General features: G+C 64.2%; 14 protein-coding genes and 1 pseudogene. 7 read left to right on the top strand and 8 right to left on the bottom strand.

The window, feature by feature from the left end:
• Positions 1 to 310: 310 nt before the first annotated feature.
• The 6 genes from NKJ37_RS19355 to hutI form a co-directional block, all read right to left on the bottom strand.
• A complete protein-coding gene (locus NKJ37_RS19355) occupies positions 311 to 8,893 on the bottom strand; it encodes a glycoside hydrolase family 94 protein (RefSeq protein ID WP_352442517.1) in 8,583 nt (2,860 codons plus the stop codon).
• A 268-nt stretch (positions 8,894 to 9,161) separates the two neighbouring features.
• Positions 9,162 to 9,749, bottom strand: coding sequence for a HutD/Ves family protein (locus NKJ37_RS19350; RefSeq protein ID WP_352442545.1), 588 nt, complete (start codon positions 9,747 to 9,749; stop codon positions 9,162 to 9,164).
• Positions 9,750 to 9,761: 12 nt separating this feature from the next.
• Positions 9,762 to 11,432 carry a urocanate hydratase gene (gene hutU, locus NKJ37_RS19345; protein ID WP_352442516.1) on the bottom strand — a complete coding sequence of 557 codons (1,671 nt, stop codon included), beginning with the start codon at positions 11,430 to 11,432 and terminating at the stop codon, positions 9,762 to 9,764.
• Positions 11,433 to 11,458: 26 nt separating this feature from the next.
• Positions 11,459 to 12,277 (bottom strand): N-formylglutamate deformylase, encoded by an 819-nt coding sequence (gene hutG / locus NKJ37_RS19340; RefSeq protein WP_352442515.1) that lies wholly within the window; start codon positions 12,275 to 12,277, stop codon positions 11,459 to 11,461.
• The gene (hutH, locus tag NKJ37_RS19335; protein ID WP_352442514.1) at positions 12,277 to 13,818 is read right to left on the bottom strand and encodes a histidine ammonia-lyase; all 1,542 of its coding nucleotides are present in this window, start codon (positions 13,816 to 13,818) and stop codon (positions 12,277 to 12,279) included. Before hutH ends, hutG begins: the two co-directional genes overlap by 1 nt.
• Complete coding sequence (hutI, locus tag NKJ37_RS19330; protein ID WP_023810173.1) at positions 13,815 to 15,050, bottom strand: imidazolonepropionase; 1,236 nt, start codon at positions 15,048 to 15,050, stop codon at positions 13,815 to 13,817. Before hutI ends, hutH begins: the two co-directional genes overlap by 4 nt.
• A 98-nt stretch (positions 15,051 to 15,148) precedes the next feature.
• On the opposite strand from hutI, the gene NKJ37_RS19325 reads away from it, so the two are divergent.
• Positions 15,149 to 16,501: a formimidoylglutamate deiminase gene (locus NKJ37_RS19325; RefSeq protein WP_023810172.1), complete on the top strand. Its 1,353-nt coding sequence runs from the start codon at positions 15,149 to 15,151 to the stop codon at positions 16,499 to 16,501.
• Complete coding sequence (gene hutC, locus NKJ37_RS19320) at positions 16,498 to 17,238, top strand: histidine utilization transcriptional repressor HutC (protein ID WP_023810171.1); 741 nt, start codon at positions 16,498 to 16,500, stop codon at positions 17,236 to 17,238. The genes NKJ37_RS19325 and hutC overlap by 4 nt, the downstream gene beginning before the upstream one ends.
• 148 nt (positions 17,239 to 17,386) lie before the next feature.
• On the opposite strand, the gene NKJ37_RS19315 is transcribed toward hutC, so the two are convergent.
• The gene (locus NKJ37_RS19315; RefSeq protein ID WP_023810170.1) at positions 17,387 to 17,731 is read right to left on the bottom strand and encodes a RidA family protein; all 345 of its coding nucleotides are present in this window, start codon (positions 17,729 to 17,731) and stop codon (positions 17,387 to 17,389) included.
• A gap of 227 nt (positions 17,732 to 17,958) precedes the next feature.
• Here NKJ37_RS19315 and aztA point away from each other — a divergent pair, with 227 nt between their 5' ends.
• From aztA to NKJ37_RS19295, 4 genes are all read left to right on the top strand, one after another.
• Positions 17,959 to 18,768 carry a zinc ABC transporter ATP-binding protein AztA gene (aztA, locus tag NKJ37_RS19310; protein ID WP_023810169.1) on the top strand — a complete coding sequence of 270 codons (810 nt, stop codon included), beginning with the start codon at positions 17,959 to 17,961 and terminating at the stop codon, positions 18,766 to 18,768.
• On the top strand, positions 18,768 to 19,643 hold the full coding sequence (aztB, locus tag NKJ37_RS19305; RefSeq protein ID WP_031212890.1) for a zinc ABC transporter permease AztB: 876 nt from the start codon (positions 18,768 to 18,770) through the stop codon (positions 19,641 to 19,643). Before aztA ends, aztB begins: the two co-directional genes overlap by 1 nt.
• A 27-nt stretch (positions 19,644 to 19,670) precedes the next feature.
• Positions 19,671 to 20,612 carry a zinc ABC transporter substrate-binding protein AztC gene (aztC, locus tag NKJ37_RS19300; RefSeq protein WP_023810167.1) on the top strand — a complete coding sequence of 314 codons (942 nt, stop codon included), beginning with the start codon at positions 19,671 to 19,673 and terminating at the stop codon, positions 20,610 to 20,612.
• A 150-nt stretch (positions 20,613 to 20,762) separates the two neighbouring features.
• Positions 20,763 to 21,101 carry a protein tyrosine phosphatase family protein gene (locus tag NKJ37_RS19295; RefSeq protein WP_023810166.1) on the top strand — a complete coding sequence of 113 codons (339 nt, stop codon included), beginning with the start codon at positions 20,763 to 20,765 and terminating at the stop codon, positions 21,099 to 21,101.
• 213 nt (positions 21,102 to 21,314) lie between these two features.
• On the opposite strand, the pseudogene NKJ37_RS19290 reads toward NKJ37_RS19295, so the two are convergent.
• Positions 21,315 to 22,288, bottom strand: a pseudogene (locus NKJ37_RS19290) (IS5 family transposase).
• 228 nt (positions 22,289 to 22,516) lie between these two features.
• On the opposite strand from NKJ37_RS19290, the gene NKJ37_RS19285 reads away from it, so the two are divergent.
• On the top strand, positions 22,517 to 23,074 hold a 558-nt coding region (locus NKJ37_RS19285; protein ID WP_352774763.1), incomplete at its 3' end, for a helix-turn-helix domain-containing protein.

Below are 23,074 nucleotides of genomic sequence, written 5' to 3'. Positions count from 1 at the left end.
TGGCACGTGCTGCCACAATTTTAATCAGCAACAATGTCGGGCGGATGACTAAGGCCGAAATCGCCTTTTGCGAAGTATAGAGCGAAACAAAGCTGCAGGGCGCCCTTCCAGGTGAAGGGAGGCCAAACTCTCACTGCTCGTGGCGCCCCTGTCGGATGCCTCAAGCCTTTGATTTCATGCACTCCTCGGTGGCATGTCCTTCAATCGGCAGGCGGCAACGCCAGGCGGGACGGCCTCTCATCCCGCCGTGGCGGCAAAAGTCGCGCCCCGGATCCCAGGCCCGAGCGCATAGTTTTTGAGCAACATTGCATTAAGCCGGGATCCGGATGACCACCTCGGCAACTTCGCCGTCCTTCAGTTCGACTGCCGAAACCTTGGTCTTTGCCCCATTCACCTCCAGCGACACGGCCTTGGCCTTATTGTCGCGGATGACGCGAACCCTGAGTTCCGCTCCCAGCATTTTGAGATTTGCCGAGTAACCGTCCCAGTGGCTCGGCAGCTTCGGCTTGAACTGGACACGCTTGCCACGCCGTTCGATGCCCAGAATGCCTTCGACCGCAGCCCTGTAGAGCCAGCCGGCAGAGCCGGTGTACCAGGTCCAACCGCCACGGCCGCCCTTGCCGTTGCCTGCATTGTCGTCGCCGGCATAGATATCGGCCGCCACGACATAGGGCTCGACACGATAGTGCTCGGCCGTGGCCTCGTCGGTCGCATGGTTGACGGGGTTCAGCATCGAGAAACAGCGATAGGCCTCGTCGACCTGTCCCATCTCGGCAAGCGCGATGACGAACCATGTGGCGGCGTGGGTGTACTGGCCGCCATTCTCGCGCACGCCGGGCGGATAGCTCTTGATGTAACCCGGGTCCTTTTCCGTCCTTGCGAAGGGCGGCGTGAACAGCTTGACGATCTTCAGCTTGTCGTCGACGAGCAGCTTCGTTGCTTGCTCCATCGCGGTCGTCGACCGTGCCGGATCGCCCTCTCCCGAAAGCACGCTCCAGGACTGGGCGATCGAGTCGATCTTGCACTCCTGCGAGTTGCGAGACCCCAAAGGGGTGCCGTCGTCGAAACTGCCGCGCCGGTACCATTCGCCGTCCCATGCGGTGCTCTCAAGCGCCCGCTTCAGAACATCGGCATGCTTTGCCCAGGCCTGTGCTCGCTTGGCGTCGCCCTCGGCTTTGGCGACGGGGGCGAAATCACCCAGCGTCTTCAGCAGGAACCAGCCGAGCCAAACGCTCTCGCCCTTGCCGTGCTCGCCAACGCGGTTCATGCCGTCGTTCCAGTCGCCGCCGAGGATCAGCGGCAGGCCCGCGGGGCTGCTGCGCTTAATGGCGAGATCGAGCGCACGCGCGCAATGGTCGTAGAGCGTCGCTGTCTTCTTCGAGATTTCCGGGGTGAAGAAGGCATCGTGCTCGCCCTCGCCCAGCGGCTGTCCATCGATGAACGCCAATTGTTCCTTGAGGATGGTGGCATCGCCGGTGACCAGCAAATAGCGCGCCGTGGCATGGGCAAGCCAGACCACGTCGTCGGAGATCAGCGTGCGTACGCCAGCACCCGTGCGCGGCAGCCACCAGTGCTGCACGTCGCCTTCGGGGAACTGCCGCCGCGCCGCGTTGAGGATTTGGTCGCGCGCCAGTTGCGGGTCATGCGCCAGCAGCGCCAGCGTGTCCTGCAACTGGTCGCGGAAGCCGAAGGCACCGCTGGCCTGATAGAAGGCGGAGCGGGCACGGATGCGGCAGGCCAGGCTCTGATAGGGCAGCCAGTGATTGACCATGGCGTCGAGCGCCTTGTCAGGCGTCTCGACCTGGATGGTGTCGAGAAAGCCGCGCCATTCGCGCTCATTGTCGGCCAGCCGCTGGTCGAAATCCTTGACGCGGTGCTCTTGCACCAGCGCGCTAGCCTCCTCGGCGGACTCGGCGTCGCCGAGCAGCCAGAGCAGCGTCACGTCGCCGCCAGCCGGAATCTCGACATCGCGGGCAATCGCCGCGCACGGATCGTCACCGGCCTCGACACGGCCAGACAGCGCCGCACCACTCAGCACCGCCTGGGGTAGCTCGCTGGAACCATGCCGGCCCAGGAACTCCGATCGGTCTGTCGTCACCGAATGGACGCCACCGTCGGCCGCGAGGAAAGCAACGCGCTCGCCGAAATCCAGCCCGTAGGGGTTTTGTGCCAGCAGCGCGCCGCTGGCGGCATCCCGCGACGGGACGATGGTTGCCGCCGTGCGCGACCGGTGCCCGCCGAGCACCCATTCGGCATAGGCATAGACACGCAGCCGCGCCGGCACCGAGCCGGAATTCTGGATGCGCAGCCGTGAGATCTTCAGCGGATCGACCGGATCGACGACATGGGTGAGATCCATCGACAATGGTCCGCGCTTTGAGCGGAAGGTCGAGAAACCCTGGCCATGCCAAGCCTCGTAGGTCATCGAGGGATCGCGCACCATGGCGGCGAGCGGCGAGAATGCCTTGCCGCTCGCCTGATCGTAGATATAGAGGCCCTCGCCCGGCCGGTTCGAGACCGGATCATTCGACCATGGCGTCAACTGGTAGTCGCGGCTGTTTCGGCTCCAGGTGAAGGCGGCGCCCTCGGCCGAGGTATGGAAGCCGAACGAGGCGTTGGAGACGACGTTGATCCACGGCTGCGGCGTCGTGCGCCGGCCGGCCAGGCGCACGACATAGTGCCGCCCGTCGCCGTCGAAACCGCCAAAGCCGTTCCACTGGCTGAGCCCGCTGCCATCGGCGCTGACATTGGCCACCGCCTGCGAGGCAGGAGCATGCGTCGTGGGTGTCGGCGACGGCAATTCACGCGGAATCGGCAATGCTGCCAGAGCGTCCCGCGCCTGCAGAGCCGCCGCCTCGGCGCGCTCGATCTGGTCGAAGATGGTGCCATTGCGCGTGTGCAGGACCACCCGGGCGACAGCGAGCAGCGTCTTGTAGGTGGTCTCGTCCATGAGGTCGCGGCGCACCGCGAAGATGTGCTGGCGCGGTCCGAGCTCCTTGCCGCGCAGGCGGCTGTTTTCGCACAGCGTCTCGACCGCCCGTTGCAGGTCCTGGACATAGGAGGACGCCTGCTCGTTGACGACGACGAAGTCGATCATCATGCCGCGGGTGCGCATATATTCCTGGAAACGCAGCGCCTGGGCAACGATTTCGAGATCGGCGACATCGCCGATCCTGACCAGGAAGATCGGGAAATCGCCGGAAATGCTTGTCGGCCACAGGCTCGACTGCTTGCCCAGCCCCGAGGCGATGGATTCGGCGGGAAGACGCAGGAACGGATCCGGATAGATCAGGTAGCGCGCCAGCTTCTGCACATTGGCGGCATCGGTCAGGCTGAGGCCCATATGGCGGGTCTGCACCTGGCTGCGCGTCCAGGCAAGCATGGCTTGGCGGGCAAAGCTCTCCGGATGGTCGAGGCGGGCGATGGCTTCGTCCAGCTCGGTGCGGCCAGCGCCGACGACGGTCCAGAAGGTCAGCGATATCTTCTTGTTGGCCGGCACGCGCACTTGGCGGCGCAGCGACGCGACGGGATCGAGCGTAAAGCCTGAATGGCCGCCCAGCCTGGCGCCCGGGTCGAAAGCGGCCGCATCGACGATGGTACGGCCACGGCCGATGAAGGCGCGCCTGTCGGTCTCGGCCTCGGCATCGCGCGCCGACCCGGACGGATCGGTGACGAAATGCACCATGGCGATATCGGGCTCGCTGGTCTCGCGCTTGCGCCGCGTGGCGAAGATCGCCGCGTTGTTCGCAGAGATTTCGGTTTCCACGAACATCTTCGAGAAGGCCGGATGCGCGTTGTCGGACGCCTCCAGGCCGAGCACCAGTTCGGCAAAGGAGGTCACTTCGATGTGACGGTCGGACGGACCGTCATTGTAGAGCGTGACCCGACGGCCCTCGCCATTGCCTTCCGAGATGACGATGCATTCGACCTCGGAGCGCAACGTGCCCACCGATTTGACGAAGCTCGCCTTGTCGTCGGAGAACAAGGTCTGCGCCTTTTCCTCGGCGGCGCGCTTCGGTTCGGCTGTAGCCGACCACCAGTCACCTGAGCCTGCGTCACGCAGGAAGATGTAGGAGCCGAGCCGGTCCTCGGTCGGATCCGGCTGCCAGCGTGTGACGGAGAGATCGCCCCAGCGGCTGTAGCCCGAGCCGGTCGCGGTGACCATCACCGAATAGCGGCCGTTCGACATGACGTTGGTCGACCGCAGCGACTGCAGCGGATTGAGCACGATGCGGGTGTCGGGGCTGTCGACTTCGGTCTCGTCCTTGGAGCGTTCGTCGGCCTCGGTCCTGACGGTCGCGGTCGGAATGTCGCGCGGCGCCCTCTCCTGCAGCAAGAGTTCGGCCGATTCGATGACCGGGTCGCTGTGGAAGCGGTCGCGCATGCGGCCTTCGAAGATGGCGTCGGCAACCGCCGCGATCGACATGCCCGAATGGTGGGCCATGTAGTTCTGGACGACGACATGATCCGTGCCTTCCGGCACGCGCTGCGGCGTGAAATCGACGGCATCGTAGTAACCGTGGCGGCCGAGCGCCCCGATCTCCCGCAATCGGGCGAGATTCAGCACGGCTTCACGCGGATTGAACTGGGCCGCCAGTATGGTGGCGTAAGGCGCGATCACCGTGTTCTGGCCAAGGCCGCGCTTCAGCCCGAGACCTGGAACGCCGAAATTGGTGTATTGGTAGGTCAGTTCGCGGTCGCGCGCATTGTAGGCGGCCTCCGAAATGCCCCACGGCACGTTCTTCTGGCGGCCGTACTGGATCTGGCGCTTGATGATCAGCTTGCTGGTCTGGTTGAGGATCGAGCCCTGCGGCTCCTTCATCACCAGCGGCGGCATCAGGTATTCGAACATCGAGCCGGACCAGGACATCAGGGCGCCCTGGAAACCGATTTCGACGATCGGCCGGCCAAGCCGGAACCAGTGCTCGGTCGGCAGGTCGCCCTTGGCGATGGCGAACAGGCTGGTCAGCCGCGCTTCGGAAGCCAGAAGGTCGTAGCAGCTTTCGTCGAGCTGGTGCTCCTCGACCCGGTAACCGATCGACAACAGCTTGCGCTCCGGCCGCATCAGGAAGGAGAAATCCATCTCGAAGGCGTAGCGGCGCGTGCGCTCGCGCAAGGTGAGCAGCTTGGCACGCAGCGCCTCGACGGCATTGTCGTCGCTGTGCGCGTCATGGACATGCGCTTCGCAGGTGGCTTCCAGCCTTGCCGCCCAGTCGACGATGACGTCGCTCTGGGGCGACACGGCCTCGGTATGGATGGCGGTGGCCAATTTGCGGATCTCGCCGGCCAGCACAGCCAGGTTGATGGTGCGGATCGACGCCATTTCGGGCTGCGCCTTGATGGTGTCGACAGCGCGCCGCATGCCGTCGAGACGGTCCGCGAGACGCTGGCGCAGCGGGCGCAACTGACGGCGGTCGTCGGGCAAATCATCGAGGCTTTCGCTGAGGATGGTGACCGTGTCGAGAATGCCTTCGAAATCGCCCTGGAGATGGACGGAGGGCGCTTCGGCCCATTCGGCGCAGGCCGCCGCCACCGCCACCAGATGGCCAGCGAGATTGCCGCTGTCGACAGCCGAGATGTAAAGCGGATAGAGCGGCTTCAGTGTCGTCGTGTCGTACCAGTTGAAGAGGTGGCCGCGCTCACGCGGCATGCCCTCGATCGTCGCCATGGTGGCGTCGATGCGGGTGATGGCGTCGGACAGGCTGATCCAGCCGAAATCGCGGGCGGAAACGACGGACAGCAGGTAGACACCGATATTGGTCGGCGAAGTGCGTGGCGCCACCACCGGCGCCGGGCTTTCCTGGAAATTATCGGGCGGCAGATGGTGGTGTTCTGCCGTCACGAAGCTTTCGAAATAGTGCCACGTGCGCCGCGCCACCGTGCGCAGCGTGTGGATGTCGGCCTGCGATATGCGCAGCCGATCCTCGGTTTCAGCCGAACGGCTGATCCAGCTGGCGATGGCCGGCGAGCCAATCCAGAACAGGGCGAAGAAGAAGGCCACGAAGGCGCCGGTCGAATCGGCCAGCACCGGAATGGCAAGGCCGACGAAGCCGATGATCACGGCGCCATACATCATGCCGTAATAGGAACCGACATCGTTGTCGCCCGCCTTGTGCGCCTGCGAGGCGGTGCGCCATTCCAAAAGGTTCTGGCGGCTGACAAACAGCCGGTAGAGCGTGCGCACGATGGCATCGCCCATCATCCAGGCGTTGTGCGCCATCAGCACGATCTTCAGCGCCACCATGGCGGTGCCGAAGGCGACGTCGCGTGCCAGGGCCGAGAAATGACCGCGCGGCGTCTGGTCGCCGCTCTTGGGCAGGATGGCGTTGACGATGTCGAATGTCGGCGCCATGAACAGGCTGAGGATCAGCAGGGCCTGCCATTGCGCGGCCTGCGTGAAGGGCAGCAGCGTCCAGCCGGCGATCGCCGCCATCACCCAGAAGATCGGCGTCAATGAGCGGCGCAGATTGTCGATCATCTTCCAGCGCGACAGCGCCGGCACGCCGGAGCGCGGATCGAGCATGAAGCCGAGCAGCTGCCAGTCGCCGCGCGCCCAGCGATGGTGGCGCGAGGCGTCGACCGAGTATCGGGTCGGATAGTCCTCGACCAGTTCGACGTCGGTGACCAGCGCCGCGCGCGCCAGCGCGCCTTCCAGCAGATCGTGGCTGAGGATGGTGTTTTCCTCGATGCGGCCCTGCAGCGCGGCCTCGAAGGCGTCGACATGATAGAGGCCCTTGCCGGTGAAGGACCCGTCGCCGAAGACGTCCTGATAGAGATCGGACACGGCAAAGACATAAGGGTCGAGGCCGCGATTGGCCGAAAACACCCGCTGGAAGAACGACGCATCGTCGCCCGATGTCAGCGACGCGGTGATGCGCGGCTGCAGGATCGCGTAGCCGGCGGTGACGACGCGCTTGCTGGCATCGAAATGCGGCCGGTTGAGCGGGTGGCAGAGCTTGCCTACGAGGGTGGCGACTGCGTCACGGGTGGTGCGCGTGTCGGCATCGAGCGTCATCACATGGACGACGTTCTCCGGCAGCGGCACGTCGAGCGGCAGGAACGTGGTGTCGCTGTCGCCGCGCAGCAGAAGATCGAGCTCGTGCAGCTTGCCGCGCTTGCGCTCCCAGCCCATCCAGGCCCCTTGCGCCGCGTTGAAGAGCCGGCGCCGGTGCAGGATGTAGAAACGCGGCGCGCCTTCGGAGGGATAGCGGGCGTTGAGACGGGCGATTTCGGTACGGGCGAATTCGAGGATTTCGGTGTCCGCCGCATCGATCTCGGTCTTCGAGTCTGGCCAGTCCGACAGCAGCGCGAAATGGATTTCATCGGCCGTGTTGGCGAGATGATGCACCTCGATGTTGCGGATGTTTTCCTCGACATCGTCGCGCGAGCCGATCAGCGACGGCACCACCACCAACGTGCGCGCCTCGGGCGGCACGCCGTGTCGGTAATCGTAGCCGACGAGGCGCGTCGGTTTCAGGAACAGCGATACGACCGTGTTGAAGAAGGCGAGCGCGCCCTCGCTGGCCGGCACGGCAAAAAGCGCCAGCATGAGGACGATCGAGGGCACCGACAGGCCGAGATTGGCAAGCGCGTTGCCGGAGAGGACGAGAAGCAGGGCCGTCAGCGCAAACACGGGTACGACGATGCCGAGCCACCCGGTCTTGCGGAAGGCACGCTTGACCGTCTGGCTGATGGTGGGCCGGTAGCCGATCGCCTTCTCCAGCTCTAGCCGGCGTGGGCCGACGAGAAAGAAGCCGACATCGGTGTGGGCGGACCCGGTTAAAACGACGTCGCCATCGCCATCACTAGCAGCGTGGCCGGCCAGCTCGATGGCCTTCTCGGCAACGCGATATTCCGAAAGGTTCGAGCGGCGCGCCAATTCCTCGATCGCGGTCCGGTACTGATCGCGCGAAAAAAAGTCGAGCGCGGCGAAATCGGTGCGCTCGCGCAGCACGGTGTCGATGCGGCTGACGCCTTCGAACCACACCGTCCAGTCGACGTCGTTGATGAGGCGCAGGCCGCGGATGATGTTGCCCGTTGTCACATTGCCGCTGGACAGCGTGTGATGTTCGGAAATGATGATTTCCTCGGCATCGGAGCCGGTCTTTTCAAGCTCGCCTTCCAGCCATTCCAGAGCCTTGCCGGCATTCTGCGATCCATCGCGCAACCGATAGAGCAGCTGGGTGGCGAAGGTGGTGTCCTGCGCGTGGGCGCTGAAGTTGGACAGGATCGCCTGCCGGTCGGCGCTGTCGTCGGTGGCCAGGACCTTGTCGGCCACATCGTTGGCGATCTGGCGCATCTGGCGGGTGCGATTGACCCTGACGGCCAGCCGGCGGAGATTTTCGATCAGGACGAAGCGCAACAGCGAAGGCAGCGCCCAGAGTTCGCCGATCTTCAGCGGCTCGACCGACTGGAAACCCTGGACGATGGACTTGAACATCGTCGCCGAAACGGAACTGTCCGAATGCGCCACATAGGTCCAGGCCAGCGCCAGCGCGCGCGGCACAGTGCCGTTGTCAGGCAGTTTCAGCGTCGGCAACTGACGATAGAACCGGCGCGGCAGGTCGCGCTTGACCTGGAAAATGGTCTCTTCGACCAGGTAATTGTTGTCGAGCAGCCATTGTGCCGCCGGCGTGATCGTCTCGCCCCTCGCCTGCGCAGCATTGGTCGACCGGTAGACTTCCAGGATCTTCTTGGCGCTATCCCGGATACGGGCCTGAAAATCAAAGGGCGTCAGGCCGAACAGGTCCGTGAGGTCGCCTTTTGCCAGGCTTTCGCCAAGCAGCCGAAGGCGCTCTTCGGGCAGGTAATTGGAACGGATCGGCTCTTCGGTAATGGCCGGGAAGCTTGCGCTTGTCTTCTCGATTTGGGCAGGATTCGTCTGAATATTCATTGAAAATTCCGTAAGCGGGCACTGAGCGGCGTCACCGCCACGGCAATGGCCCTAAAACCGGTTCAAATGCAATTGGTTGCATAAACCCCACTTGGCGAAAGTTTGTTTCCGCACCGCGACAGGGCGTCATCTCTCAGCAAGACTCAAAGACAAGCACCCTACTTCCCCGCCAAGCCAGATCGGCGGAGAGGATTCAGGCTTTTTCGTGATGCCGCCAGCAGCTTACGCTATATTTCGCCGGTACCGCGATCATGTTTGGAAACAAGCGTTAATCGTTGCCGGCGACGGCGCAGATCCGGATCACGAACAGCGTTGCCTCATGGGCGGGCTGGACAAGCAGGCCGGTGCTGACCGGACCGGACCGCAGCGTATCGAGCGGTCCGAGGCGAACCGGTTCAGCGGCGGGCACGCTGACGTCGCCGTTCAAGCACAGGATGAGCGTTGTGCCGGCTCCAGTCCGGATTTCCACGGGGGCCGAAATCACCAGGCGTTCGACCGAATGCGTCATCCGGCTTCGGCGGGTCATGACATTGAGATCGGTGATCGGTCCGCCGATCAGCGCGGCCGAGGTCTGCACGTCGGCAGAGAAAGAAAACAGGGCAGTCGTCCTGTTTATGGATGTCGGCGGGTGGCCGGCGATCTCGAGGACGATGCCCTCGCCTTCGAGCACGGCAAGGGTGCGATCGATCCCGGCAAATTGCGAGAAAGGACCGCTCAATTCGACACGCGCCATCGACACGCGCCAGTCGAAATCGTCGAGCCCGGCACCAGTGGGCGAGACGGCGATTTCCGTCGTCACGCCGCCGCCGTTCTTCCACGGCATCGACCGGTATTCGGCTGCCCGCAGGATGCGCATCGGTTCAGCCAATCAGCCGAGAATACCGGGCAGGTTGAGCTGGTGCTCCTTGGCGCACTCGACGGCAATGTCGTAGCCGGCATCGGCGTGGCGCATGACACCGGTCGCCGGGTCGTTCCACAACACCCGCTCCAGGCGCCTGGCCGCTTCGCGCGTGCCGTCGGCGACGATGACCATGCCGGCGTGCTGCGAGAAACCCATGCCGACGCCGCCGCCATGGTGCAGCGACACCCAGGTGGCACCCGACGCTGTGTTGAGCAGCGCGTTGAGCAGCGGCCAGTCGGACACGGCGTCCGAGCCGTCCTTCATCGATTCCGTTTCGCGGTTCGGCGAGGCGACCGAGCCGGAATCGAGGTGATCGCGACCGATGACGACAGGCGCCTTCAGCTCACCCTTGGCCACCATTTCGTTGAAGGCGAGGCCGAGCCTGTGGCGGTCGCCAAGGCCGACCCAGCAGATGCGCGCCGGCAGCCCCTGGAAGGCAATGCGCTCACGCGCCATGTCCAACCAGTTGTGCAGGTGGGTGTTGCCAGGTGTCAGTTCGCGCACCTTGGCATCGGTCTTGTAGATATCTTCCGGATCGCCCGACAGAGCTGCCCAGCGGAACGGCCCGATGCCACGGCAGAACAGCGGACGGATATAGGCCGGCACGAAGCCGGGGAAGGCAAAAGCGTTGTCGAAGCCCTCCTCCTTGGCCACTTGGCGGATGTTGTTGCCATAGTCGAGCGTCGGCACGCCGGCGTTCCAGAACGCCACCATCGCCTCGACATGTTCGCGCATGGAGGCGCGGGCTGCCTTCTCGACTTCCTTGGGGTCGCTGACGCGCTTCTCGCGCCACTCGGCCATCGTCCAGCCCTTCGGCAGGTAGCCGTTGATGGGATCATGCGCCGAGGTCTGGTCGGTGACCATATCGGGGCGAATGCCACGCCTGAATATCTCCGGCACGATCTCGGCCGTATTGCCAAGCAGGCCGACCGATTTCGCCTCCCCGGCCTTGGTCCAGCGCTCGATCTTTTCCAGCGCCTCGTCGAGCGTGTCGGCGCGCTCGTCGACGTAACGGGTGCGCAGGCGAAAATCGATCGAGTCCGGGTTGCATTCGATCGCGAGGCAGCAGGCGCCGGCCATGACGGCGGCGAGCGGCTGGGCGCCACCCATGCCGCCGAGACCGCCGGTCAGGATCCATTTTCCCCGGAGATTGCCGCCATAGTGCTGGCAGCCGGCCTCGACGAAGGTCTCGTAGGTGCCCTGCACGATGCCTTGCGTGCCGATGTAGATCCACGAGCCGGCCGTCATCTGGCCGTACATCATCAGGCCCTTCTTATCGAGCTCGTTGAACTTTTCCCAATTCGCCCAGTGCGGCACCAGATTGGAGTTGGCGATCAGCACGCGTGGGGCGTCGGGATGGGTGCGGAACACGCCGACCGGCTTGCCGGACTGGACCAGCAAAGTCTCGTCATCGGCCAGCGTCCTCAAGGAGGCGACGATGCGGTCAAAGTCGTTCCAGGTGCGCGCCGCCCGGCCGATGCCGCCATAGACGACCAGCTCGTTGGGATTTTCTGCAACATCCGGGTCGAGATTGTTCATCAGCATGCGCAGCGGCGCTTCCGTCAGCCAGGAGCGCGCGCTGATTTCGGTGCCGCGCGGGCTGCGGACTTCGCGGATGTTGTGGCGAGGATTGTTCATGGCGTCACTCCATAAAGGACCTGATGTCAGACGCGCGCCCAGGATGTCGCGGTCTCGAGGATTTTCCGCAGGGTGGCGCGGATCGGTGCTGCGAACTCTGCATCGTAAGGCACCGGCCAGTTGTCCGGCGTGCCCTTGCCATCGGGCTCGCGCATATAGCCGCGGTTGGAGAGTTCCATCTGCAGCGCATGCACACCTTGCTGCGGCTGGCCAAAATGGCGTGTGATCCAGCCGCCTTTGAAGCGGCCGTTGATGACAGAGGTTTCACCGGTTTCGGCCATGATCTGGCCGACCATCGCCTGCAGCGTCGGATCGGCGCTCCTGCCGTCATTGGTGCCGAGATTGAAAACCGGCAGCGTGCCTTCGAAGAGGCGCGGCAGCACTGAACGGATCGAGTGGCAGTCATAGAGCACGATCTTTTCGTGCAAGCCACGCAACCGGTCGATCTCGACCTGCAAGGCGGCATGGTAGGGCACGAAGAATTTCTCGCGACGTTCGTCGATCTCCGACGGCCCCGGTTCTTCGCCCTCGCGATAGAGCGGGTCGCCATCGAAAGTCTCGGTCGGGCAAAGGCCGGTCGTCGCCTGGCCGGGGTAAAGCGAGGCGCCGGAGGGATCGCGGTTGACGTCGATGACGGTGCGCGAGATCGCGGTGTGCACTACCGTCGCCCCGAGGCCGGCAGCAAAGTCATAGAGATTATCGATCCACCAATCGCAGTCGCGGCGGCCGAGCCAGGGCGAGACCAGCCGATTCTCAAGGCCGGCGAGGTCAATGCCGGTGTGTGGTATCGACACCAGCAGCGGGGTCGTGCCGGGCGTGACGGTGAGCCAGGGCGTGGCGGTCATCATACCGCTCCCGAAATCGACGGCAGCGCTATCGCGCCAGCGGCCTTGATGGTTGCGCCAGTGCGGACCATGGCGATGGCCTTTTCCATGTCAGGGTGGAAATGCCGGTCATTGTCGAGATGCGGCACTTCGGCCCGGACCAGCCTGCGCACTGCCTCCAGGGCGTCGCTCGAGGCCAGCGGCGCATGGAAATCGCAGCCTTGGGCCGCGGCCAGCAGTTCGATGCCGATCACCGCGGTGGCGTTCTCGACCATGCCGATCAGCCGGCGCGCACCGTGCGCGGCCATCGAAACATGGTCTTCCTGGTTGGCCGATGTGGGGATCGAATCGACGCTGGCCGGATAGGCTTTCTGCTTGTTTTCCGAGACGAGAGCCGCCGCCGTCACCTGCGGGATCATGAAGCCGGAGTTCAGACCGGGCTTCGGCGTCAAGAAGGCCGGCATGCCCGAAAGTGCCGGATCGACAAGCATGGCGATGCGGCGTTCCGACAGCGAACCGATCTCGCAGACCGCGAGCGCGATCATGTCGGCGGCGAAGGCCACCGGCTCGGCGTGGAAATTGCCGCCGGAAAGCGCGGTGTCGTCCTCGGCGAAGATCAGCGGATTGTCGGTGACGCCATTGGCTTCGGTGCCCAGCGTGTCGGCCGCCTGGCGCAGCACGGTGAGTGCGGCGCCCATGACCTGCGGCTGGCAGCGCAGGCAATAGGGATCCTGCACGCGTTCGTCGCCAACCCGATGTGATTCACGGATGGCGCTGCCGGCCATCAGATTGCGCAGGGCGTCGGCCGTCTCGATCTGGCCGGGATGCTTTCTCAGCACATGGATGCGCGGATCGAAGGGGGCGTCAGAACCTTTTGCCGCGTCGGTCGATAGGGCACCAGCGACCAGCGCCGATTGATAGAGCACTTCGGCCTCGAACAAGGCGGCCAGCGCATAGGCGGTCGAAAACTGGGTGCCGTTGAGCAGCGCCAGGCCTTCCTTGGCGCCCAGTGTCACCGGCTCCAGTCCATGTGAGACGAAGGCGACCTTGGCCGGGAAACGGCCATGCGGGGTAAAACATTCGCCGACGCCGATCATCACCGCGGTCATGTGCGACAGCGGGGCAAGGTCCCCGGAGGCGCCGACCGAACCCTGCGCCGGCACCACCGGGATGACGTCGTTGGCCAGCATTGCTTCCAGCAATTCGATGGTTTGCGGCCTCACGCCGGACGCGCCCTGCGCCAGGCTGGCGAGCTTCAGCGCCATCATCAGCCTGCAGACAGCAACCGGCATCGGCTCGCCGACGCCGGCGGCGTGCGACAGAACGATGTTGCGCTGCAAGGTCTCGAGATCCTCGGCCGGGATGCGGACGCTGGCCAGTTTGCCGAAACCGGTGTTGATGCCATAGACCGGTTCGCCCTTGGCGACGATCCTGGCGACGGCCTCGGCGCTCGCCTTGATCTTTGGCCGGCAGGCGTTGTCCAGCTTGGGCACGGCGCCACGATAGATGGCGCGCCAGTCCGCCAGCGTCGCATTGCCGGGCTTCAGGGTCAGTTCGGTCATTGTCCTCTCCAAATGCGGGCATGCAGCGGGTTGAAGCCCATGCGGTAGACGAGTTCGGCGGGGCGCTCGATGTCCCAGATCGCCAGGTCGGCGGACTTTCCGACCTCAAGCGTGCCGGTTTCTTCCAGCAAACCAAGCGCGCGGGCCGCCTCGCGGGTGACGCCGGCAAGACATTCATCGACGGTCAGGCCGAACAGGGTCGCGGCCATGTTCATGGTCAGAAGCAGCGAGGTCAGCGGCGAGGTGCCGGGGTTGTTGTCGGTGGCGACAGCCATCTTGACGCCGTGCTGGCGAAACAGGCTGATCGGCGGCTTCTTGGTTTCGCGGATGAAATAGTAGGCGCCGGGCAGGATCGTCGCCACGGTTCCGGCCTTGGCCATCGCCGCTGCACCTGCATCATCGGTGTATTCGAGATGGTCGGCCGACAGAGCGCCGTAGCGGGCGGCGAGTTCGGCGCCATGCAGGTTGGACAGCTGGTCGGCATGGAGCTTGACCGGCAGGCCGGCCGCTTTGGCCGCATCGAAGACGCGCGCCATCTGTTCCGGCGAAAAGGCGATGCCCTCGCAGAAACCGTCGACGGCATCGGCCAGCCCCTCGGCGGCAACCGAAGGAAGAATCTCATTGGCGACCAGATCGATAAAAGCGTCCTTGTCGCCCTTGGCTTCCGGCGGCAGCGCGTGAGCGCCGAGGAAGGTCGTGCGGATCGTCACCGGCCGTTGCTCGCCCAGTTGGCGGGCGGCACGCAGCGACTTCTTCTCGTTTTCGAGGTCGAGGCCATAGCCGGACTTGATCTCGACGGTGGTCACGCCTTCGGCGATCAGCGCATCGAGGCGCGGCAGCGATTGAGTGACCAGTTCGTCTTCGCTGGCGGCGCGCAGCGACTTGACCGAGGAGACAATGCCGCCGCCGGCCCGGGCGACCTCTTCATAGGTGGAGCCGGCCAGCCGCATCTCGAATTCGTTGGCGCGGTTGCCGGCATGGACCAGATGGGTGTGGCAGTCGATCAGGCCGGGTGTGATCCAGCGGCCCTCGCAATCGATCGTCTCGACGCCCTGGGCAAGTGTTGGGGGCAGCTCCGACTCGGGGCCGGCATAGACAATGCGGCCGTCACGCGAAGCGACCGCGCCGTGTTCGACGATGCCAAGTCCGGCAGACCCTGCGGCCATGGTCGCGAGCCGCGCATTGCGCCACAGACGAAGATCCCCTGCCCGGCTTTTGCTCTGTCCAGCCATCATCTTTTCCGTTTCAATCGATGACGATTATGTATATACATATCGAAACGCACTGCAAGTGCCATCATCGCATGAGAGACAGAGAACCGGAGAGAAAAGTGGCAGCGATCTTTGCGGAACAGGCGCTCCTTCCCAATGGCTGGCGCGATAATGTGCGGATCACCCTGGCCGAGGGGCGCATTACAGCCGTTCAGCCTGGTGCCGCTGCGACAGCCGACGACGAACGCCACGCGATCCTGTTGCCCGGCATGCCCAATTTGCACAGCCACGCCTTCCAGCGCGGCATGGCCGGCCTTGCCGAGCTTCGCGGCCCCTCCGCCGACAGTTTCTGGAGCTGGCGAGAGGTGATGTACCGCTTCGCCCTGTCGATGACGCCCAATCAGGTCGAGGCGGTTGCAGCGCAGCTCTATGTCGAGTTGCTGGAGGCCGGTTTTTCCCGCGTCGGCGAATTTCACTATCTGCATCACGACCGCGATGGAAAACCCTATGCCAACCTCGCCGAGATGGCCGAACGCATTGCGGCCGCGGCCGGCGAGACGGGCATCGGCCTGACGCTGTTGCCGGTGTTTTATGCGCACTCGTCTTTCGGCGGTGCCGTGCCAAACGAAGGCCAGCGGCGATTCATCAACGATGTGAATCGGTTCTCGCGGCTTGTTGAGAAATGCCGCGAATCGGTTCGTGCACTGAATCAGGCTGTCGTCGGCGTCGCTCCGCACAGTTTGCGCGCCGCGACACCGGAAGAACTGATTGAGGTGACTGCCATAGCACCGGATGGGCCTATCCACATCCACATTGCCGAGCAGGTGAAAGAGGTCGAGGATTGCCTTGCCTGGTCGGGCGCGCGGCCGGTCGAATTTCTGCTTGGGCATGCCAAGGTCGACAAGCGCTGGTGCCTGATCCACGCCACGCACATGACCGATGCTGAAACCGTTGCCATGGCCAGGAGTGGCGCCATCGCCGGCCTTTGCCCGATCACCGAGGCCAATCTCGGCGACGGCACTTTTGCAGCGCCACTGTTCAGAGACCATGGCGGCCGCTTCGGGGTCGGCTCCGATTCCAACGTGCTCATCGGCCTCCCGGACGAGTTGCGCCAGCTCGAATATTCGCAGCGCCTCGCCCGCCGCGCCCGTAATGTGCTGGCGGTCGCCGGCGGCTCGACTGGCCGCGCGCTGTTCGACGCCGCACTCGACGGTGGCAGCGTCGCGCTTGGCGCCGGTGCTTCCGCGATCGCCGCCGGCGCCTCGGCCGATCTCGTCTCGCTCGATCCCAAAAATCCCTCGCTGGCCGGCAAGACCGGCGACGCAATTCTCGACGCCTGGATCTTCGCCAATGGCGGCAAGGTCGACTGCGTCTGGGTGCATGGGCTCAAACAGGTCAGCGGCGGCAGGCATGTGAAGCGAGAGGCCATCGCCGGGCGGTTTCGCAGCGTGATGACGGCGCTTTCGGCATGAGCATGGCCGACACAGTGGTAGCGGAAGGTGGCGGCTCGCTGCACCAGCGCATCCTGACCGACATTAGCGAGAAGATCACGTCCGGGGCCTGGGCGCCCGGCCATCGCATCCCGTTCGAGCACGAATTGAGCGTGCAATACAATTGCTCGCGCATGACGGTGAACAAGGCGCTGTCACAGCTTGCCAAGGCCGGGCTGATCGAACGCCGCCGCCGCTCAGGCAGCTTTGTGCGCCGGCCGCAGTCGCAAGCGGCGGTGCTGGAAATCCACGATATCCGCATCGAGGTCGAAGCGCTCGGTCTGCCCTATCGCTACGAGCGCGTGATGCGACACAAAAGGCGCAGCAGCGCCGGGGACCGCGCCTCGCTGGAATTGGGCTTGGCCGGACCGGTTCTGGCGCTGGAATGCGGGCATTTCGCCGGCGAGCGGCCGTTCGCGCATGAGCAGCGGCTGATCAACCTCACCGCCGTGCCTGAAGCAGCCGATGAGGAATTCCTGGCCATAGCGCCAGGGCCATGGCTGATCGGCCGCGTGCCGTGGAGCGAAGCCGAGCACCGGATTCGCGCTGTCGCCGCCGACAGGCATATAGCGGCCGCACTCGACATCGAAGCCGGCGCGCCATGCCTGGTGGTAGAGCGACGGACATGGAGCGCCGAACATCCGGTCACCCATGTACGCTTTACCTACGCAGCCGAGAGCCACACGCTGGTGGCAAGGTTCAGGCCGTCGCAGGGGTGAGGCGTGTCCAGCCGCAGGCTGGCGAAAAGCCAACGATTTGGCTTTTCGAACGCCGAACGCCCGGAGCCATAGCGGAGGGCAGCGGCGCCGACCCCCACCCGGACCTTCGGTCCGACCTCCCCACAAGGGGGAGGTAGAAGGCCGCCGATCAAATCGCCGCGGTAATAATAATCTCGACCAGATAATCCGGGGTGGCGAGCTTTGCTTCGCCGGTGGCGCGGGCTGGCGTGTTGCCCTGCGGCACCCACTTGTCCCACTCCGCGTTCATCTCGGCAAAGGTGCTCATGTCGGCCAGCCAGATGATCGCCTGCAGTATCTTGGTCTTGTCGGAACCGGCCTTGGCCAGCAGTTCGTCGATGGCCGCCAGGATGTCCCTGGTCTGCGAAGCGACGTTGCCGGTTGGCTGGCCAACCTGACCAGCCAGATAGACGGTATTGCCATGGATGACGATCTGGCTCATGCGCGGGCCAACATCGATGCGACGAATGCTCATTGGATGGTTCCTTCCTGTGGCGGTTGCGCTTCTTTAGAGTCGCGACCGGCTTCGGGCAAGATCGTCAGGTCGAATCCCCTTGGGCCAATGGCATATGGATGTGCAAACACGGCAAGTTGACCCTGCGGCCGCAATTCCGCCGGATTGGCTTGTTGACTAATGTAATAACATCACATATCCAGTCGGCCGCTGCCAGCAGCCGGATTTCGCCGCCTACGGATCGCAGAATGACAAATACCTGCCTGACATTCCGCGACCTGACGCTTGGCTACGGCAGCCATCCGGCGATCCATCATCTCGACGGCACCATCCGCAAGGGCTCGCTGACCGCTGTGGTCGGCGCCAATGGCTCCGGCAAATCGACGCTGATGAAAGGCATTGTCGGCGTCCTGAAGCCGATGGCCGGCGAGGTTATCCGCGCGCCCGGTGTACGTGCCGCCTATCTGCCGCAGCAATCGGAGCTCGACCGCTCCTTTCCGGCACGGGTGGTGGATCTGGTTTCGCTCGGCCTGTGGCCACGGCGCGGCCTGCTTGGCCGCTACACCAAGGAAGATCGCGAAGACGTCAGCAAGGCGCTGATGGCGGTTGGCCTCGGCGGTTTCGAGAAGCGGCCGATCGACACGCTGTCGGGCGGCCAGTTGCAGCGCACGCTGTTTGCGCGTGTCCTGCTGCAGGACGCCGACCTCATCCTGCTCGACGAACCCTTCAATGCTGTCGACGCCAAGACGGTCGGCGACCTCATTGCCCTGATCAAGCACTGGCATGGCGAGGAACGCACCATCATGGTTGTCGTGCACGATCTGGACCTGGTGCGGCAGAATTTCCCCGAAACGCTGCTTCTCGCCCGCCAGCCGATCGCCTGGGGCGAAACCAGGGAAACGCTGAAGCCTGATAACCTGTTGCGCGCCCGCCGCTTCCACGAAGCCTGGGAAGAAAATGCACCCTGGTGCGAGCCGGGCGAGGACGCTCATGGTCACGATCACCATGGCCACGATCACCATGACCATCAACACGGCGTCGGACCGAGGGCTGCCTGATGGACATGCTTTACGGTCTTGTCATCGCGCCCTTCGCCGATTTCGGCTTCATGCAGCGGGCTTTGATCGGTTCGCTGATGCTGTCGCTCGGCGCCTGCCCTATCGGCGTCTTCCTGATGCTGCGACGCATGAGCCTGTCGGGCGACGCGATGGCGCACGCCATCCTGCCCGGTGCAGCCGCCGGCTTCCTGTTCTATGGACTGGAGATCCTGCCGATGACCATCGGCGGCCTGATCGCCGGCGTCATCGTCGCGCTCGGCGCCGGCGCCGTCTCGCGCTTCACCATCCAGCGCGAGGACGCCTCGATGGCGGCGTTCTATCTGATTTCGCTCGCCATCGGCGTGCTGATGGTGTCGATCCGCGGTTCCAGCGTCGATCTCATGCACGTGCTGTTCGGCACCGTGCTGGCGCTCAACGATGAGGCCCTGACGCTGATCGGCGGCATCGTCGCGGTGACGCTGGTCAGCCTCGCGATCTTCTGGCGGGCGCTGGTCGCCGAATGCCTCGACCCGCTGTTCCTGCGCTCGGTCAGCCGGCTCGGCAGTCCGGTGCATTTCATCTTCCTCGGCCTTGTCGTGCTCAACCTTGTCGGCGGCTTCCAGGCACTCGGCACGCTTCTGTCGGTTGGGCTGATGATGCTGCCGGCCGCAGCCGCCCGCTTCTGGACAGTTCGCGTCGAGCCGATGTGCGTGCTGGCGGTGCTGATCGGCTTCGCGTCCTGCGTCGCCGGGCTGCTTTTGTCCTATCACGCGTCGCTGCCGTCCGGCCCGGCCATCATCCTGTCGGCCGGCGTCGTCTATTTCGCCTCGATCCTGTTTGGCACGCGCGGCATTCTGCGCGCGCGCATCATCCATCACCGTCACAGAACGGCCTGATCCCCGCCCCTAGAAGGAGACCCGTCTATGCTGAAATCGATCCATGCCGCCTTGGCTATGAGCGTTATAACATTAACCGCCTTTGGCGCATCGTCGGCCTTGGCGGCACCGCTGAAAGTGGTCGCCAGCTTCACCGTCATTGCCGATTTCGCCAAAAATGTCGGCGGCGACCGCATCGACGTCACCACCATTGTCGGGCCGGATGGCGACGCCCATGTCTACGAGCCGAGCCCGGCCGATGCTGTGGCCATGGCCAAGGCCGACATCGTGCTGGTCAACGGCCTGCATTTCGAAGGTTTCCTGCAGCGGCTGGTCGATGCCAGCGCCACCAAGGCGTCTATCATTACCTTGACCAAGGGCGTGACGCCGATCGATTTCAAGCCTGAATTCGCCGACGCCGACGCGGCCGAAGGTGCCGGCACCGGCGGCGGCAAGACGGTCACCGATCCGCACGCCTTCCAGTCGATCGCCAACGCCAGGATCTACGTGAAGAACATCGCCGAGGCTTTCTGCGCGGCGGATGCGGACGGCTGCGTCAGCTACCAGACCAATGCCGCCGCCTACACGAGGAAGCTCGACGCGGTCGAAGGTGAAGTGAAAACTGCGATTGCCTCGATCCCGGAGAGCAAGCGCGTCGTCATCACCTCGCATGACGCCTTCGGCTATTTCGAACACGCGTATGGCCTGACCTTCCTCGCCCCGCAAGGCATCTCGACCGACTCCGAGCCATCCGCCGCAGACGTCGCCAAACTGGTCAATCAGGTGAAGCAGGACAAGGCGGCTGCGATCTTCGTCGAGAACATCACCAACCCGCGCCTGATCGAACAGATCGCCAGCGAAACCGGCATCAAGGTCGGCGGCACGCTCTATTCGGATGCGCTGTCGCAGCCCGACGGCCCGGCTGCGACCTATATCGACATGATGCACAACAACATCCGTCAGATCAAAGGCGCCATTCTCGGCAGCTGAGTATGAAGGATTGTCCAGCCGGGCCGCATCGGCCCGGTTGGATTTTCCGGCACGCAGTGTCTATTTGGCAGAGAATTCCTTCGGTATGGATTGCCGCCCATGTCGGGGAGTGGCAAGACTGCCGCCTGACCAGTTTGCGAGGATGCTGCCATGGAATACCGCGAAATCAGCGAGGACTATTCGGTTTCGGGCCAGATCCAGCCTGAGGACGTCGCCGCCATCAAGGAAGCCGGCTTCAAGAGCGTCATCTGCAACCGGCCCGATGACGAACAGCCCGGCCAGCCTTCTGCCGACACCGTCAAGGCAGCGGTCGAAGCCGCAGGGCTTGCCTTCCGCTACATCCCCGTCATCAGCGGCCAGATTACGGCCGAGAATGTCGGGGATCAGGCCGAAGCGCTCGACGAACTCGACGGCCCGGTCTTCGCCTATTGCCGCTCCGGCGCCCGCTGCACCAATCTCTATGGGCTGATCCAACAGTCGAAGGATTGAACGGCCTTCCGTCATTCCGTAGGCTGGCGATCCTTCACACCCCCCTCTGGCCTGCCGGCCAATCTCCCCCCTTGCGGGCCCGTTGCGTTATTAAGTTATAGGGGCAAGGAGGGAGGGTCAGGCCAATGTGGGGTGCCTTGCGGCTCGGGTTTGAGGCCGGATTGGCTGGGGTTTGACGGGTTCGGCGGATTTCGGGCGCAATGCGACCCTGTATTAGGTCGCCAGCGTCACCCAGCGGCGCATGTTGAAGGCCATGGCGGCGATGAGGATCTGTCCTGCCGCCTTGGCCAAGCCGCGGTAGCGGATGGCGCAAAGCCGCATGCGGTTCTTCAAGGTGGCAAAGGTCGTCTCGACGGCGAAGCGTTGCCGCGCAATGAGCCGGTTGAAATGCTTCAGGCGCGCTGGCAGATGCGGATGATGCTTGTTGGCGCGCCGCATCAGTCTTGGCTTGATCCCGCGCTCCCTCAGCAATACCTGGCGCGCCTTGGTGTGATAGGCCGCATCCGCCAGCACTGCGCCTTCGTCGCCACAGATCAGATGATCTGCCTCGACCGTGTCGTTGACGTTGGCCGCTGTCGTTCTCACCCGGCGGATCAGGCCAGAGCCCTGGTCGACACCGACATGGGCCTTGTAGCCATAGGAGGAGCCAGGCTTGCCCTGCCGGCGTGTAAAGCCGGCATCGGGATCGCCAGCCTCGCCGGCCTCGTGCGCCGTTCCACTGGGTGGCCGTGCCGCCGCCGTCTCGATCACCGTGGCATCGAGCATCGTACCGCGCCGCAGGATCAGCCGGCCTTGTCCAACTGACGGTCCAGTTCGCCAAACAGCTTCTCCAGAAGCCCCGCCTCGACGAGACGATTGCGAAAGCGGTTGAGCGTGGTGTGGTCGGGCACCGTCTCTTCGAGCGTCAGCCCAACGAAGCGGCGGAACGACAGCCGATCGGCGAGCGCCTCCTCCAGTTCGCTGTCCGACAGTCCATACAAGGACTGCAGCAGAAGCGCCTTGAACATCACCAACGAATTGTAGGCAGGCCGGCCTGGTCCGGCCGGCGAGCGCAGCCGTGCCAGGATCTTCTCGAAGCGATACCACTTCACCAGCAACGACAACCGGTCCAGGCGACCGCTCCGACCAAGACCCTGCGGCAGCAGAGCCTCCACAAAACTGAACTGACCGCTCGGCTTCGTCGTCATCGCAAGATCCCCGTTTCAAAAACAGGGAATCACATCCACACAATTTTGCAACAGGCCCGCAAGGGGGGAGATCGGCAGCTTCGCCGCCAAGGCTCTTCCTGCAACGTTGGCGATTGGCGAAGGGATTCGCGACATCCAATCTCCCCCCTGTTTGGACCGGAGACATCGCGAACAGGTGTGCGAGGACATCGCGAACAGTTTGGCGTGCTTTGCGCCGGGAGGTTCGCGATGCCATTTGGGAACACCAGCGTGATGGATGGGAAGTTGGAGTTTGTGCGTCTTGCGGTGCAGGATGGCAGCAATGTCAGTGCGCTTTGTCGTCGTTTCGGGATTGGCCGAACCTGTGGTCACAAGTTGATCGCGCGGTATCGCGCCTATGGCGAAGCCGGGCTTGCGGAGCAATCGCGCCGTCCAGCGACGAGCCCGGCGCGCAGCCCGGATGCAGTCGAGGCGGCGGTTCTTGGCATGCGCCGGGCGCACCCGGCCTGGGGCGGACGCAAGATCTCCAAGGTCCTGCAGCGCGAGGGAACCGGTTCGCCTGCACCTTCCACGGTGACCGGGATCCTGCACCGCAATGGCGTCGAGCTGGGTTTGCTCGGGGGTGGAGCCAAGCCGTTCGGGCGCTTCGAGCATGCCGCCCCCAACGATCTGTGGCAGATGGACTTCAAGGGCCATGTCGCATTGCGGCAGGGCGGCCGGCTGCATCCGCTGACCGCGCTCGACGACCATTCGCGCTTCTCCGTCGTGCTGCAGGCTTGCATCAACGAGACCGGCGAAACGGTCAAA

Source organism: Mesorhizobium sp. M0140 (assembly GCF_040322475.1).
Lineage (GTDB): Bacteria > Pseudomonadota > Alphaproteobacteria > Rhizobiales > Rhizobiaceae > Mesorhizobium.
Note: the sequence above shows the minus strand (reverse complement) of the source record. Positions and strands in the feature narration are given on the sequence as shown.

Bases quoted from the DNA above. Each gene is read 5' to 3' on its own strand.
- NKJ37_RS19355 (WP_352442517.1), bottom strand. From the start codon at position 8,893: ATGAATATTCAGACGAATCCTGCCCAAATCGAGAAGACAAGCGCAAGC.
- NKJ37_RS19350 (WP_352442545.1), bottom strand. From the start codon at position 9,749: ATGCGCATCCTGCGGGCAGCCGAATACCGGTCGATGCCGTGGAAGAAC.
- hutU (WP_352442516.1), bottom strand. From the start codon at position 11,432: ATGAACAATCCTCGCCACAACATCCGCGAAGTCCGCAGCCCGCGCGGC.
- hutG (WP_352442515.1), bottom strand. From the start codon at position 12,277: ATGACCGCCACGCCCTGGCTCACCGTCACGCCCGGCACGACCCCGCTG.
- hutH (WP_352442514.1), bottom strand. From the start codon at position 13,818: ATGACCGAACTGACCCTGAAGCCCGGCAATGCGACGCTGGCGGACTGG.
- hutI (WP_023810173.1), bottom strand. From the start codon at position 15,050: ATGGCTGGACAGAGCAAAAGCCGGGCAGGGGATCTTCGTCTGTGGCGC.
- hutC (WP_023810171.1), top strand. From the start codon at position 16,498: ATGAGCATGGCCGACACAGTGGTAGCGGAAGGTGGCGGCTCGCTGCAC.
- NKJ37_RS19315 (WP_023810170.1), bottom strand. From the start codon at position 17,731: ATGAGCATTCGTCGCATCGATGTTGGCCCGCGCATGAGCCAGATCGTC.
- aztA (WP_023810169.1), top strand. From the start codon at position 17,959: ATGACAAATACCTGCCTGACATTCCGCGACCTGACGCTTGGCTACGGC.
- aztB (WP_031212890.1), top strand. From the start codon at position 18,768: ATGGACATGCTTTACGGTCTTGTCATCGCGCCCTTCGCCGATTTCGGC.
- aztC (WP_023810167.1), top strand. From the start codon at position 19,671: ATGCTGAAATCGATCCATGCCGCCTTGGCTATGAGCGTTATAACATTA.
- NKJ37_RS19295 (WP_023810166.1), top strand. From the start codon at position 20,763: ATGGAATACCGCGAAATCAGCGAGGACTATTCGGTTTCGGGCCAGATC.